Source organism: Streptomyces sp. NPDC048604, assembly GCF_043199435.1.
Lineage (GTDB): Bacteria > Actinomycetota > Actinomycetes > Streptomycetales > Streptomycetaceae > Streptomyces.
In genome coordinates this window covers 171,928-185,199 of record NZ_JBICVX010000012.1, presented here as the reverse complement: position 1 = coordinate 185,199, position 13,272 = coordinate 171,928, and the positions used below count along the sequence as shown (strand labels likewise).

The 13,272-nt window shown below is 68.2% G+C and carries 13 protein-coding genes and 2 pseudogenes; 7 read left to right on the top strand and 8 right to left on the bottom strand.

Annotated features, from left to right (window positions below; all coding sequences use genetic code 11):
- Nucleotides 1–276 precede the first annotated feature (276 nt).
- Genes ACGFMM_RS24620 through ACGFMM_RS24610 form a run of 3 tightly spaced genes read right to left on the bottom strand, consistent with a single transcriptional unit; the run spans nt 277 to nt 1,870 of the window.
- Nucleotides 277–891, bottom strand: a complete 615-nt coding sequence (locus ACGFMM_RS24620; RefSeq protein WP_393648585.1) for an AAA family ATPase — start codon at nt 889–891, stop codon at nt 277–279.
- Complete coding sequence (locus tag ACGFMM_RS24615) at nt 888–1,418, bottom strand: transposase (protein WP_393648584.1); 531 nt, start codon at nt 1,416–1,418, stop codon at nt 888–890. Before ACGFMM_RS24615 ends, ACGFMM_RS24620 begins: the two co-directional genes overlap by 4 nt.
- Nucleotides 1,349–1,870, bottom strand: a complete 522-nt coding sequence (locus tag ACGFMM_RS24610) for a hypothetical protein (protein WP_393648583.1) — start codon at nt 1,868–1,870, stop codon at nt 1,349–1,351. Before ACGFMM_RS24610 ends, ACGFMM_RS24615 begins: the two co-directional genes overlap by 70 nt.
- Before the next feature lie 792 nt (nt 1,871–2,662).
- On the opposite strand from ACGFMM_RS24610, the gene ACGFMM_RS24605 reads away from it, so the two are divergent.
- Complete coding sequence (locus tag ACGFMM_RS24605; RefSeq protein ID WP_393648582.1) at nt 2,663–3,040, top strand: RNHCP domain-containing protein; 378 nt, start codon at nt 2,663–2,665, stop codon at nt 3,038–3,040.
- A 26-nt stretch (nt 3,041–3,066) separates the two neighbouring features.
- The gene (locus ACGFMM_RS24600) at nt 3,067–3,483 is read left to right on the top strand and encodes an RNHCP domain-containing protein (RefSeq protein ID WP_393648581.1); all 417 of its coding nucleotides are present in this window, start codon (nt 3,067–3,069) and stop codon (nt 3,481–3,483) included.
- Between the two features lie 437 nt (nt 3,484–3,920).
- On the opposite strand, the gene ACGFMM_RS24595 is transcribed toward ACGFMM_RS24600, so the two are convergent.
- A complete protein-coding gene (locus tag ACGFMM_RS24595; RefSeq protein ID WP_393648580.1) occupies nt 3,921–5,645 on the bottom strand; it encodes a lamin tail domain-containing protein in 1,725 nt (574 codons plus the stop codon).
- 370 nt (nt 5,646–6,015) lie between these two features.
- Nucleotides 6,016–6,235, bottom strand: a pseudogene (locus tag ACGFMM_RS24590) (site-specific integrase); the annotation flags it as partial.
- A 149-nt stretch (nt 6,236–6,384) separates the two neighbouring features.
- Here ACGFMM_RS24590 and ACGFMM_RS24585 point away from each other — a divergent pair.
- Nucleotides 6,385–6,603 carry a hypothetical protein gene (locus tag ACGFMM_RS24585; protein ID WP_393648579.1) on the top strand — a complete coding sequence of 73 codons (219 nt, stop codon included), beginning with the start codon at nt 6,385–6,387 and terminating at the stop codon, nt 6,601–6,603.
- Between the two features lie 234 nt (nt 6,604–6,837).
- Here the strand turns inward: ACGFMM_RS24585 and ACGFMM_RS24580 are convergent, their stop codons facing one another.
- A complete protein-coding gene (locus ACGFMM_RS24580) occupies nt 6,838–7,119 on the bottom strand; it encodes a hypothetical protein (RefSeq protein ID WP_393648578.1) in 282 nt (93 codons plus the stop codon).
- Nucleotides 7,120–7,422: 303 nt separating this feature from the next.
- Between ACGFMM_RS24580 and aac(3) the strand changes: the two genes are divergently transcribed.
- Both aac(3) and ACGFMM_RS24570 read left to right on the top strand, forming a co-directional pair.
- A complete protein-coding gene (gene aac(3) / locus ACGFMM_RS24575; protein ID WP_393648577.1) occupies nt 7,423–8,268 on the top strand; it encodes an aminoglycoside 3-N-acetyltransferase in 846 nt (281 codons plus the stop codon).
- A 91-nt stretch (nt 8,269–8,359) separates the two neighbouring features.
- Nucleotides 8,360–8,917: a hypothetical protein gene (locus ACGFMM_RS24570; protein WP_393648576.1), complete on the top strand. Its 558-nt coding sequence runs from the start codon at nt 8,360–8,362 to the stop codon at nt 8,915–8,917.
- Between the two features lie 14 nt (nt 8,918–8,931).
- Here the strand turns inward: ACGFMM_RS24570 and ACGFMM_RS24565 are convergent.
- Together ACGFMM_RS24565 and ACGFMM_RS24560 are read right to left on the bottom strand one after the other, a co-directional pair.
- Nucleotides 8,932–9,794, bottom strand: a pseudogene (locus ACGFMM_RS24565) (IS5 family transposase).
- A gap of 142 nt (nt 9,795–9,936) precedes the next feature.
- A complete protein-coding gene (locus tag ACGFMM_RS24560) occupies nt 9,937–10,929 on the bottom strand; it encodes a hypothetical protein (protein ID WP_393648575.1) in 993 nt (330 codons plus the stop codon).
- A gap of 279 nt (nt 10,930–11,208) precedes the next feature.
- Between ACGFMM_RS24560 and ACGFMM_RS24555 the strand changes: the two genes are divergently transcribed.
- Nucleotides 11,209–11,943 carry a MarR family transcriptional regulator gene (locus ACGFMM_RS24555; protein ID WP_393648574.1) on the top strand — a complete coding sequence of 245 codons (735 nt, stop codon included), beginning with the start codon at nt 11,209–11,211 and terminating at the stop codon, nt 11,941–11,943.
- 194 nt (nt 11,944–12,137) lie between these two features.
- Nucleotides 12,138–12,632 (top strand): hypothetical protein, encoded by a 495-nt coding sequence (locus ACGFMM_RS24550; protein WP_393648573.1) that lies wholly within the window; start codon nt 12,138–12,140, stop codon nt 12,630–12,632.
- The last annotated feature ends 640 nt before the right edge of the window (nt 12,633–13,272 follow it).

The window sequence follows — 13,272 nt, the reverse complement described above, 5'->3', positions numbered from 1 at the left end:
GCGACCGTAGCGCGGGCGACCGGCCGCGCCACGGCAGCACGACGCCCACGGCCGAGACGTCCTCTCCACGCCGCGTACGTCGCCGCAGCACGCGAACATTTGAATGGCAGCAACACCAGATGGTGACCCGTCGCTCGGAGCAACTCCACAGAAGTTGAGCCAGAACTCGTTCTCGCGTACAAAGCCACGAGGGGGCTGTCATCCCGTCTGCCGTCGACCCAGGCAGAGCCGATCAGACACGGGCCCTGGCGTCCAGGTCGTTCGTACGAGCCATTGTCAAGAGTTGTGGGTCGAGTCGTTCTCATCGGTGATGCTGTCGCGCGGGTTGAGGAGGTAGGAGCCCCTCTCGACGCCTTGCAGGATGCTGTCGGCGGTTGCCTCAGCGGTCAGGGTGGTGGAATCCAGGGCATGGGCCTCATAGGCACCCAGGCTGCTGAACTGGCCGTGCAGTGAGCGAATCGGCTCGGGGTCGGTCAAAGCGTCGCCGGCCCGGCTCGTTGCCCGTTCCAGTGTGGTGTGTTGATCCGGCCGAAGGATGACGTAGCTCAGCGGCAAGGCCCGCTCCCGTGCCGTCACGCGGAAGAAGTCGATGAACCAGGGCCCGACGACGCCGTCGCAGATCACGTGGTATCCGCCCTCGGCGTAGCCGAACGCCGCTGAGACCAGTACCTGCAGAACCACCTGGTTCTGCTCGTGCGCTTCGGGCAGGTAAGGCGCGATCCAGCCCCGTTTGATGTAGCGCCAAAAATCGTCGCTGTGCAGGTGGACGCTGGGAGTCAGGTGATCTGCCAGCAGGTGCGCCACGGTGCTCTTGCCGGCTCCGGGCGGCCCGGTCAGGACGATCACCTGACCGCGGCGAGGGGACGTCCGAGACAGGGGCGGCGTGTTCATGCCGCCACCGTGCCACGTTCGACCAGCACACCGCTTTCGAATTTGGCTCCCTCGCGAACAAGGGGCACCAGGTGGGCGCCGGTGATCGCGCGCCAGCGGGCCTGGGCGGACTCGACGAGCTTGAAGACCATCGCGAGTGCCGCGGCAGGGCTGCCCCGCCCCGCAGGTGACCTTGGTGCGCAGCTCATCCTTGGAGAGCGTCGACTCGATGGGGTTCGTCGCCGCAGGTGGACCCAGTGCTCGGCCGGGAAGTCGCGGAACGCCAGCAGTTCCTCCCGGTCGTCGCTGATCTCCGCGACGGCCTTGCGCCATTTGGTGCCGTAGACGCGGGCGAACGCCTCGATCGCCTTCTCGGCGTGGGCGCGGTCCTCGGGGTTGCAGATCTCCTGCATCGCCTTCGTCGCGCCCGGCTGTGCGAACTTCGGCAGGCAGTTCGTGACGCCTTCTGACCTATGCGTCAGAAAGGCGGCCCAACAGTGGACTGCGAGACCAAGGCACAGGCTGCGACCTGTAGTTGCGCTTTCCATGCCGCTTCGTCGAGCCCCAGCGTGTACTCGATGCAGCACGAGCACGGTGGGAGGAGCGCCACGAATGCTTGCTCCTCAGCTGTCTCGACCTCCACATCCGACCACTCGTCCGATGCCAACTCGGCGAGATCCACCTCCCTGGCGGTGAATCGCGTGGCCAGCCTGCGCAGCGCGTATCGCCGGGCCATGTGGTGATCGGGCAGAATGATCCCCAATTCTTCGAGAGCCTGCTCGAATGTGTCGCGGATGTCCCGGGGGTCCGCATGACGCGGCAGGCAGGCGAGCTCGCACAGGGTCGGCGTGTCCATTCCCACTGCGAGCGCCTGAGCGGCGGTCATCGGCAGGTCTTCCGGACACACCTGATCCGCCTGATACAGCCACGCTGCCTCCAGCAGGGGTGGATAGGCGCTGCGTACAGGGCTGTCAGGTTCGGATGTGTCGTCCATCGCCATGGTTCATACAATGCCGGCACGGCTCGCGAGAGCGCCTGAAATTTTGGACTGCCCCGGCAAACCGCCTGCGGGCCGACCTGACTGCCGTTGCCCCGGTGACGTGTCAACGGCCATGCAGTCTCCCCACACGTCAGTGACGCTCCGCGACGGATCCCCAAGATCTGTGCCAGAACCCGCTACTGCTCGATAAAGCCAAGGGTGCCGTCGACGCCGAAGAGAACGAGCTTTGCACTCCTCACGAGCCCGATGGCACAGGCGCCTTGTCAGGTCGGCCGGGGAAGGACCCTCTTGACGCCGAGCCAGACGGCGTAGCGCTCTCGTGCCGCGAAGTCAGCCGCCGCCCACACCGATGCGGCAACGCCCGACGGTGGCCGTCTTCCGGCTGCTTCGTGGGCCTACTTGTGCCCGCTCGCACTGGCACGCCCTTCCGCAGGCCGCCGCGCGCCCTACGAGACAGGCGCGACCGGGGCAACGCCCCCGGGCGCGTCGAATAATGCGTTGACACCCCGGGAAGGCCTCCTGTTAGCGTTCAGGGGTCGTTCTGATTCGTTCTGGGCCTGTGCGCCCTGGAAAAGGGTGTTTGATGTCCCGGCCCGCGCCGAGTGCGCCTCGCCGTACCGCGTAACCGTCCACTGCCTTTGCTGCCCGCTTCTCCGGGTGGCTGCCGGACGTGTCCTCCGGTGCTCTGACCCGCCTGTTCGCCGTTCCCAACGGAGTCATCGGGCTGCCTTCTGACGAGGCCCCTCGGCCTGCTCTTGCTGTCTTGACACATTTCCAGCAAGGAGCACCCGGGTGTCCAGCCACACCGACAACACCAGTACCACCAACACTCTCGGCCTCAGCACCTTCGCCTGCGCGTGGTGCGGGCTGACCGTGTCCGCGTACGCCGCCGACGGAGCGCCGCGCAACCACTGCCCGTCCTGCCTGCACTCCCGGCACGTCCTCGACCACATCGAGGGCGGTCCGAGCGCCTGCGAGGGCCGGATGTCCCCGATCGCCATTGCCGTGCTCGGCACCGGTGACTGGATGGTGATCCACCGCTGCGTGCGCTGCGACGAGCTCACATCGAACTCGGTATGTGTGGATGACAACCAGCTCATCCTGATGCGCATGGCCGTCCGCCCGCTGGCCCAGCCTCCCTTCCCGCTCGAAGCGTTCGGAACCCTCTGACCGCCCCACAGGAAAGGAGCACCACCATGCCACGCAACAAGAGCAGTCGCCGTCGGCACCGTCCGCAGCGGCACAAGGACGTCCTGCACGCCCAGGGCGGACACCGTTCCAAAGACTTCCGGTGCGTCTCCTGCCGGCTCGACGTCTCCCTGGACGCACCCGGCACCGCGCACCGCAACCACTGCCCCAACTGCCTGGCCAGCCTGCACGTCGACCGGAAGATCCCGGGCGACCGCGACGCGGACTGCCGCGGCCGGATGGAGGCGCTGAGCATGTCCGTCCGCACCGAAGGCGAGTGGATGATCATCCACCAGTGCGTCTCCTGCGGCGAACTCAGCGCCAACCGCATCGCCGGCGACGACAACCCCCTCGCCCTGGTCCGCCTCGCCCTCAGACCCCTCGCCGACCCCCGGCTCGCCGGCCGCGCCCTGCTCACCCTGTGACCCGGCCGAACCGGCCGCGAGCGGGGCGCACCGGCAGCCGCGCCCCGCCTCTGGCCGCACTCTGACCACGACAGCCACGACCACAGAAGAGGAACACCCCAGCTGTCCTCGGACACCCCGCCTACTACCCGCGGCTCGGCTTCGAACGCACCGACGCCCACGGGTCACCTGCCCCCTCAGCGCCGACCAAGACGAGGCCAGGACGGTCCTCTCCCTCAACGACCGCCCAGTCCCGCCTGGTGACATGACCTTCGGCAAGCCCACGGCCGACGCGATCAGCGCCTACCAGCCGGAGTAACCGAAGCAGCGAAGCCCCAGGTCCCTAACCTGGGGCTTCGTCATGAGGACAGTGATCAGGCTCCTGAACTGCGGCAATGTCAGTACTGATCGCTTCGGGACGAGGGGATCACTTCGAAGTGAAGCCGGTGGATCGAGGCTCAGTACGCCGTTCCGTCGGCGCGCTTGCCGGGAGAGCTGGACAGCGAGCTGAGGGTGTTGTGCTTGACCCAGCCGCCGGTTGCCGAGCCGTCAGGGCTTCGGTTGACGGACACCCCGTCGGAGTTCGCCTGGCTCGAGGTGTAGGTCATGGACTGGACCGTCGCTCCGGCCGAGTCCCGCAGGATCACCTGGTCGCCGCTGTTGGACAGGTTGAGGCCGCCGGTGCCGGCTGCCACCGCCGCGATGCCGCCGGGGATCGCGGAACTGGCGCCGAACACGGTGATCGCCTTGCCGGGCTGCAGCGTCGTACCGGCCGCGAACGTGTGCCGCACCGCCGACCCGTCCGAGACGGTCCAGCCGGCGATGCTGGTTGCCGTGCCGCCGGTGTTCACGATCTCGATGGCCTCGCCTGCGGTGCTGCTGCCCGGTTCGTTGGCCAGGACCTCGTTGATGATGACGTTGGCGGGTCCGCCGCCACCTCCGGCGGTGACGGTGACGTTCCGCGTCGTGGTGTGGGTGGCCCCGCCGTTGTCCGTCACCGTCAGCGAGACCGCGTAGGTTCCGGCCGATGCGTAGGTCACGGTCGGGTTCGTCGCCGTCGAGGTCTGGCCGTTGCCGAAGTCCCAGCTGCGGCTCACGATCGTGCCGTCGGAGTCGGTGCTGCCGTCGGTGAAGGTGCAGGTGAGAGCGGTGCAGGAGTGCGTGTACGACGCCGTGGGCTGCTGGTTCGCGCCGCCGCCACCGCCGAGGACGAAGTTGTAGCGGGCCAGCACCGGGTAGTGGTCGCTGGTCGTCGTCGCGTAGTTCGGGACGTAGGCCTGGGGCTGGAAGGCGGTCGCCGAGCCGGTGACGTACTTCGCCTGCACCTCGTTGGTGGTGAGCTGGTGGTCGATGAAGTCCGGGTAGCCGGTCGTCGACGCCACACCGGCGAGCGACAGGGCGCGCGTCGGGAACGTGTAGCGGGCCGTGTCGTTGACGAAGTTGGCGTAGGGCGAAGCCTTCCCGGGCGCGATGGAGGTGTCGACGTCGTCGTTCCAGTCACCGATGACGAAGACGTTCTGTGTGGGGTAGGTCGTGTCGAGGTACGACTTGAGGGCCTGCGACGCGGGGTTGCGCAGGTTCCACGCGTCCTGGGTGGACCCGGCCTTCGCGTGCAGGACGATGAAGACCAGGTCACGGGTGACGCCGTCGAACGTGCCGCGCAGCGTGAACTCCACCGGCGGGCGGCCGGCGAAGTTGCTGTTCTGGCCGGTCAGGATGACCTTCGCGCTCACCAGGGTGGCCATGCTGGAGCGCCAGACGAGGGCGACCTTCTGCTCGGTGTCGCCGAAGTCCGAGTAGTACTGCGCACCGTTCGTCACGATCGGGTCGTTGGCCACGACCCCGGTGTACCCGGGCATGCCGGCCACGAGTGTGTCGAACGCCGAGGTGCTGACGACCTCGGACAGGCCCCATACGTCCATGTCGGCGCCGGCCATGACGTCGCGTACGTTCTGCTGCTGAAGTGCCTCGTCGGTCGGGCCGAAGTCCGGCGCACCGAGCCACTCGACGTTCCAGTTGCCGACGTCGAGCTGTGTCGGCGATCCCTGCGACGGAACCGAAGCGGCGGCACTGGCCGCGGAGGTGGTGGTGAGCGTTGCCAGCGTCACGGCGGCGGCCAGGCAGGCGGCGCCGAGCACGGCGGTGCGGCGGGGGCGTCTGGCAGGTATGTGACGAGGTGACATGAGGGTGCCTTTCGCGATCGGTTGCGGACGGTTCGCGGAACACCGCACCTGGTGAGTGGGAGGGGACACACCGTGGCGGCAGAGCAGTTCTAGGCAGGCCGGGTTGCATGCGGGGAACCGGAAGGTTTCCTCCGCATGTCGCCTCTACGCGCGTTGCGCAGTGTGCACCGGGTGCCGGGCGTGCGCCATACCTCGTACAGGGCCCATCTGTTGAGCGGCGCTGCCCGTGACGTCCCCCGTGCCACCTCGAACGCGAGGCGATCCCTGGAACACTCTGCTTGATGTAGCGGCTACTACGCCCCCGCGGCCCGCAGCCGGTGTTTCGCGCCCGGCCGCGGCTTGACCCACGTCACCCCGGTGACAGCAGGGTTCAGCGGCGCGCGCCGCCAGGCGCGAACATGCTCGTCAGCTCCGAGATCGCTTCCGGGGACGGGCTTGAAGCAGCGGCGGACGTTCTCCGGCTTCTTGTGCCGGGACTTCGCCATCAGCAGCAGCAAGGAGGCACCCTGTTCACCGAGGTGGGTCACGGCGGAATGGCGGTTCTCGTGCAGGGCCCAGCCGATTCCCGGCCCGCGCACGGCGGTGTGCTGGGCAGCTTCTTACGGATCACCGCACAAGCTCCGGGCTGTCGGTGATGGGATGGCTTCATGCGAGCCGAGCATTGTGTGACCAGGAACCACATCGAGGTGTGGCATGAACGTTGCTGCCGGCGGGGCCAGAACGGATCAGGCTCCGGACGGTGCTGCGCGGCTCGCTCCTGCCAATTCTCGTCTGGACTGGCATCGCATGCTTCGCGTACTTCGTCTACATCCCGCTCGTGGCGATGGTCCTCGGTGGGCTCTTCGCGTTGTCGTTCATCGTGGGGTTCGAGCTCCGCCGCAGGGCAAGGCACTCGGTTCGCTGCAGCGTCTACGGTGCGCTGGGGGGAGTGCTGGACAAGTCCATGGCCGGGTTCTGAAGCATTGATCGGTGCGATCTGCTTCCTGATCGGTGCCGTCCTGCTGCTTCCCGAGCGCACCGAGGAAACGCGTCGCCGCCCCTCGCCTCGCCGCCCCTCGCCCCCCTGAGGCCGCGGCCGGACAGCCTCCGTAGCCGGGGCGGCCGGCAGGCCGGGCAGAGGCGTCGCCGGCATCGCTCAGGCAAGTGACGGCCCGCGTTCGCGCCTGAGATCGCGGTGGGCGGGACGGTCGGCCTACGACTCCGATCCGGTCAGTCCCTTCAGCCGAGCCGCGTAGACGGCCGCAACCCGGGAGCTCTCCTCCGGATCGGCGGTGGCCAGCTGCGCCGCGTCGGCGAGCGCGGCCTGCCTGCCGGCCTTCAGCTTCCCGATCCATTCCTCGTCGGGAACCGGTGCGCGCCGTTCGGCGACGAGCCGGCCGTCGTACCAGTCCACCAGCTCCTGGATGGCATCCTCCGCCGCCTGTTCCTCGCCTCCCGCCGTACCCGAGGAGCCGGAAGCATCACGTGCGGTCACGTCGACCACCTTCCTGAATCGATTTCGAACCAAGATCTTGCTGTCGTCTCTGCCGCGCTGCTCCTCGCCCCGTCCGGCAGGCCGCCGGCGTGGGACCGGCACATCATGCGGGTCGCCATCGCCTGCAGCCCTCCGTCCGACCGATTCCCGCACCGGCCCCTGGCACCAGTACCCCCACACACCCGTCCCCTACCTCCTACCCCGCGACGTCTTCGCGTCCGCTCCGGGCGTATCGGGGACCGCCGGACGGAGGACGACAAATCAGTTGCCGCGAGTCCGTGGCCGAGGGATAGGTTCGCGATCATGGATGAGATGGACTTACTGAAGCGCTCCGGCGGCCCCGTGACCCGCAGCCGAATCAGCCGTGATCTGGTCACGCTCGGCCTTCGCGACGGCGACGACGTCATGTTCCACACCCGCATGTCGGCCATCGGCTACGTGGCCGGCGGACCGCAGGCCGTCATCGGCGCCCTCCGCGACGTGGTCGGAAGGGAGGGAACTCTCATGGTGACCTGCGGCTGGAACGACGCGCCCCCGTACGACTTCGTCACCTGGCCGCAGGACTGGCAGGACGCATTGCGCACGGAGCATCCCGCGTACGACCCCGACCTCAGCGAGGCCGACCACAACAACGGCCGTCTCCCAGAAGCGCTGCGTCGCTGGCCCGGAGCGGTTCGCAGCCGGCATCCGGATGCCAGCTTCGCGGCTCTGGGAGCGGCAGCGGACGAGCTGATGGCCGAACACCCCTGGGACGATCCGCATGGCCCCGACAGCCCCCTTGCACGGCTGGTCGCCCGCAACGGCCGGGTCCTTCTGCTTGGCGCCCCCTTGGACACCATGACGCTGCTGCACCACGCCGAGGCGCTCGCCGAAGCGCCGGGCAAGCGGTTCGTGGACTACGAACAGCCCATCCTCGTACAGGGCCAGCGGGTCTGGCGTCGCTTCCACGACATCGACTCCGAAGAGGGTGCTTTCGACTACGCGGCTGTGGTGCCCGAGGGACAAGAGCCGTTCGAAGCCATCGCCCAGGACATGCTCGCCGCGGGAATCGGGCGGCAGAGCAGGGTCGGCGCTGCCGAGAGCTACTTGTTCGAGGCCGGGGACGTCATCGACTTCGCCACCTGCTGGATCGAAAGCAGACTCGGTTAGGGCCTGTCTCTTGGAAGTGCGGTGCGCAGGGGCTGCATGCCGGGTCGATAACCTGTGTCGGCGTCGGTGGCATGGTGCGAAACTTCGGGCCATGACCTCACCCGAGCTCAGTGACCTGGACTATCTCCGGGAGATCGAGCGCCTCGCCAACCGCGTCACTGTGGAGGCATCCAATGAAGGATGGCTCTCGTTCCAGGCAGACCCGGATGAGGCGACACCGCTCCAGCGCAGCGTGAACGCGCTTGCCCGGGCTCTGCGCCACTACCACTTCGAGGGTGACGGCTGCCTCGACGAGGACCGGCCTCTGGTCCGCCTCGTCGGAGCCTCGGTGTTGAAGCCCGGGGCCATGCCGGCCGGGGTGGAGGAGGCGTACGAGGTGGTATGCGCACGGATCGGCGTCGACCCCAGGCCAGAGGGCTGGGCCCTGTGGAACGCCTGGCGCGGCGGGGACCTGAAGGTGACCATGGTGGTGTCCGCGGTCAAGGCGACCGAAGGGCTGTTCGAGAACTGGGCCCGCGGGAGAGCACTCGACCCGGTGGCACCGCTGCCCTCCCAGATAGCCCTCGTCCGCCAGGGATGGATAGGACCGATGACGTTCTCACCTCGCGGCATCAACCGGACTGGCCTTGGCGGCCGGCCACAGACCTAGGCTCTGGCCCTCCGTCAGCGCCGTGTCCACATGAGAATCGCGGCGAGGTGCAGTGCGGCCTGGTAGGCGACGGCGAGCTTGTCCGTTCGCATGGCCAGACCCCGCCACTGCTTGAGGCGATTGATGCACCGCTCGACGGCGTTGCGCTGCTTGTGTGCCTCGGCGTCGAAGCCAGGCGAGCGACCACCGGCGCGACCTCGCCGCGGTCGGTGACCGACCTGGTCGCCAGGGCCTGTGGGATCACGGCACGAATCCCTCGCCGGCGGAGATGTTCACGGATCGCGCGGGATGAGTACGCGCGGTCCGCCAGCACGGCGTCCGGTCGGGTCCGCGGTCTTCCCAGCCCGCTTCGCGGAACGCGGATGCCCGTCATGACCACCTCGAAGGCCGGCGCGTCGCCCGCCTGGCCCGCGGAGACACGGAGGGCCAAGGGCCGTGCATGGCTGTCGCTGACGAGATGGACCTTCGTACTCAGGCCGCCGCGGGAACGTCCGAGCGCATGATCATCGGGCTCGACCCGATCTGGCGCCCCTTTTTCCTGGCTCCGGCGGCGTGCTGGTGAGCCCGGCAGATGGTGGAGTCCACCGACACGGTCCAGCCGATGCCGTCAGCACCGTCGGCCGCTGCCGGGAGCGCGGCAAGGATCCGCTCCCAGGTGCTGTCCACGGCCCAACTGAGCAGCCGTTTGCGAGCAGTCTGGAACGAGCCCAGCTCGCCCGGCAGATCCCGCCAGGGCGAGCCGGTGCGGTACTTCCACACGATGGCTTCCAGGGTCCGACGATGGTCGGCCCATCGCCGACCCACGGACCGGATCAGTCGGCATCAACGGCTCGATCCGGTCCCACATCGCATCAGTGATCACCCATCGGACAGACACATCCGATCAACCGACGAGCAGACCAAGGAGCCACGCTCAGCGGCTGCCCGATCGCCCAATGGCACAGTGACGCCATTGCACCGCCTCATGGCAGAGCACGCTTCTTCGGCCCCGGATTCTCACCCCTTCCTGAGTCCCGTGCTCAGTGTGATGAGGGGGTGATCAGGGACTTCGGCGCTCGCGCTGCCCGCTTGGCCGTGGTGACGGTCGTGACGACGGCGGCGGCCGTGAGGAGCAGGACGGCGGCCAGGGCGGCGAGGGTCGTGGTGTCGGGGTGGGCGAAGGACTGGCCGCGGCCGGCCTGCCAGGTCACGACGGCGACGAGCCCGGTGTACCCGTAGGCGGTGCAGCGTACGAGGCGGGCCTGTGCCTGCTCGCTGCGCAGCCAGGCCTTGCGGGTGGCGAGGGCGGCCAGTACGGCGGCAAGGATGAGCAGGATCTGGATGCCGTGCAGGGCGAAGAAGTGCGGGACGCGGAAGTCGCCGCCGGTGACGCTCCAGTGGGTCAGGGGCATGCCGTTGCCGTCGGGGTCGCCGATGCCGTGACCCTGGTACATGGGGACGGCGTGACCGTTGGCGTCGGTGACGGTGCGTTCGTTGATCTCAGTGACCATCCAGTAGACGGGTATGAGCATGCCGGCGACGGCGAGGCCGATCCCGGCGCGTATGGCCTGGTTGAGGGCCGGACTGCCGGTGCGCTGGATCAGGACGATCACCCCGATGATCAGCTGGGCGATCACGATGACCATCACGCCGAGAGTGAGGACCGGGGTGAGGGCCAGGGTAATGGGGTCGGTCTGGTCGGCGTTGAAGTGGCTGACGGTGCCGCGGGCCGCCTGCACGGTGATCGCGCCCACCTCGGCGACCGTGGTCACCGCGAAGACGGTGCCCAGCCACCAGGCGAGGCGCCTTCCCTTGTTCAGGCGGGCGAGCAGCCATGCCAGCGTGGCGGCGTAGAGGCCGAAGGCGAAAGCGAACTTCAGCGGCTTGTACCAGACCGGCTCCCCCAGCAGCAGCCGGTCGTCGACGGCCAGGCCGACGCCGCAGACGAGTGCGAGAGCGGCCATGAGTCCCGAGGAGACCAGCAGCGGCCGGTGCCAGGTGGAGATACGTACGGGGGCGAGCGTGGACGTCATCGGAGATCCCATCCCAGGCAGCGGACAACGGCCCCTCGACGGAACCGTGACCGCAGCGATCAATGTTTACTTGATGGCGAACGTAACTTGCGTTTACTGAATTGGCAACTCGAAAGTGCGTCAGAAACGCGCATTCACAACGATTTTGAGTTGTACTTGCAATGAGATTGAAGGTGAACGCAAGATTCGGAGTGCCCGAGACTTGCAATGACATGTCGGCGAACGCAAGACTGTCCGACAACCCGCCGACCGAGCGGGGAGACGCTGTGGAGGTAACCCATGCCTGGAGGCCGGCTGACGCAACAGGACCGGGAAGGGATCGCCGAGGGCTTGGCCGAAGGGCTCACGTACACGGAGATCGCCCTCCGGCTGGACCGCCCGCTGTCGACCGTCACGCGCGAGGTGAGCCGCAACGGCGGCCCCGACGGCTATCGGGCCGAACAGGCACAACAGGCCACCCAGGACCGAGCCCGGCGCCGCCGCCCGGAACGCCGGACGTCTCCGGACAGCGGCCAGGCCCAAGGACGCGACCCGGACGCCGTCCAGCAACTGGAGGAGCGCTTCACCGCCGTCATGATCGGCACCGGACTGTCCCGGATGACCGCCCGCGTCCTCGCGACTCTCTATCTCACCGACAGCGGCAGCCTCTCCGCCGCCGAACTCGTCGAGCGTCTGAACGTCAGCCCCGCCTCGGTCTCCAAGGCCATCGCCCAGCTCGAACAGCAGGAACTCCTCCGCCGCGAACGCGACTCCCGCCATCGTCGTGAACGCTACGTCATCGACGCGGACGCCTGGTTCCGCGGCTGGACGGCCAGCGCCCGCCAGAACGCCGCGCTGGCCGACTTCGCCCACGCCGGAGCCGACACCCTCGGCGCCGCCTCACCGGCCGGCGCCCGGCTCAACGACATCGGCGACTTCTTCCAGCACGTCGGACAGGCCATGCTGCAGGCGGCCGAGCAGTGGCGGCAGGACCGCACCGCGCCCCGCACCGCCGAGGAGCTCCGACTTCCCTGACCTCAAGCGTGACTGGGACCGGATGCCCAGCCGGTGCGCTGTGCCCCAGCGTCAGCGCCCGGGACGACGACCCAGACGACCGCCTCCCTTCGCTCGGACGTGGCCACGCCTATCGTGCGGGACGCCCCCGGCGTGACGTACCTTGACACCCGATGCGATCGTCAAGGCACGTAGGGACCCAGTCTCAGGAGCGCATGGTGGTCGGTCAGGTGATCCGTCGAGGTGTTCGGCTCGGGGTGCGCATCGGGCTGGCGACAGCGATCGTGTTCGGCTCAGTGTGGCTAGTCGGTACCGCGATGCGCTTCTCCACGGGGACGCATGAAGGCACCCTGGCAGACCTCGCACGGGGCATCGCCGCCATGAGCGGAATCATGGGCGTCGGCGTCCTGCTCGGCGCCGTGACCGGTGGCGCACTTGCGCTGGCACCGCAATGGCTCGCCGCCCGGGCGGCGTTGCGGGGGCTACTCGCCGGAGCCGTCGCCAGCACGATGTTCCTGGGCCAAGCCGCGGTCGTGGCGTTCGCGACCGACGGAGGCTACGGGCCGATACTCCTCACACTCCTTGCCACACCGGTCGCCGGCGGCGTAGCGGCAGCCCACAGCGGAGACATCCTGGGACACACGCACCACCACCCCTGGCTGTGGGGCACGCGGCATCCTCACAAGGTCCAGTCAACGTCGATGCGCTGACCTGCGGCAGAGGTATGGCAGGCCCTGGCGTACGTGTGCTCGTGCGGCTCGGCCCCGAGGTGCCGGCGGGTTCCTTCGATGCGGGTGACGGCCTCACCGCACTCGCCGCGGCGCCGAAGCCACGTCACGATGACGGCCGACAGGCTCCGAGGTGTCCTTTCAGATCTGACGCGGACTCACTGCGCTGAGAACAATGAACGCTTCGTTGTCCGGGACAGCAGAACGGGCGAGGTCAGCGTTGTGAGGTGTCCCGGACAGCGGGTTGCCCTGGCCGTGGGTGCGCGGATGCCAACAGAGTGATGGCGAAGTGAGGGCCACGCCAACCCGGCTCCGGTCCTTCGAGGCCACTCAGTCCAGGAGACGACCTTGCGATTACGGAATGTCCTGACCGTTGCTGCCCTGAGCACGGCACTCGCAACCGCCACCAGTGCCGCTCCCACGCAGGCGGTCGAGCCCTCGCACTCCCCCACCCTCGCGAGCTCCGGGTGCGACCACTGGTACGACTCCAACACCTGGGGCTGGATGTGCTGGGGATACCCGGGAGAGACCCGCGCAACCGTCCACTGCAACGACGGTCAGCCCGCCTGGGGCAGGTGGAGGCCCATGAACGGCTCATGGTCGTACGCCTACTGTGCCGGCC

Excerpts from the sequence above, each read along its gene's own strand:
- ACGFMM_RS24610 (WP_393648583.1), bottom strand. The coding sequence starts at position 1,870 with ATGGCGATGGACGACACATCCGAACCTGACAGCCCTGTACGCAGCGCC.
- ACGFMM_RS24570 (WP_393648576.1), top strand. The coding sequence starts at position 8,360 with ATGACCTCACCCGAGCTCAGTGACCTGGACTATCTCCGGGAGATCGAG.
- ACGFMM_RS24595 (WP_393648580.1), bottom strand. The coding sequence starts at position 5,645 with ATGTCACCTCGTCACATACCTGCCAGACGCCCCCGCCGCACCGCCGTG.
- ACGFMM_RS24550 (WP_393648573.1), top strand. The coding sequence starts at position 12,138 with ATGGTGGTCGGTCAGGTGATCCGTCGAGGTGTTCGGCTCGGGGTGCGC.
- ACGFMM_RS24615 (WP_393648584.1), bottom strand. The coding sequence starts at position 1,418 with ATGGAAAGCGCAACTACAGGTCGCAGCCTGTGCCTTGGTCTCGCAGTC.
- ACGFMM_RS24560 (WP_393648575.1), bottom strand. The coding sequence starts at position 10,929 with ATGACGTCCACGCTCGCCCCCGTACGTATCTCCACCTGGCACCGGCCG.
- ACGFMM_RS24600 (WP_393648581.1), top strand. The coding sequence starts at position 3,067 with ATGCCACGCAACAAGAGCAGTCGCCGTCGGCACCGTCCGCAGCGGCAC.
- ACGFMM_RS24555 (WP_393648574.1), top strand. The coding sequence starts at position 11,209 with ATGCCTGGAGGCCGGCTGACGCAACAGGACCGGGAAGGGATCGCCGAG.
- ACGFMM_RS24620 (WP_393648585.1), bottom strand. The coding sequence starts at position 891 with ATGAACACGCCGCCCCTGTCTCGGACGTCCCCTCGCCGCGGTCAGGTG.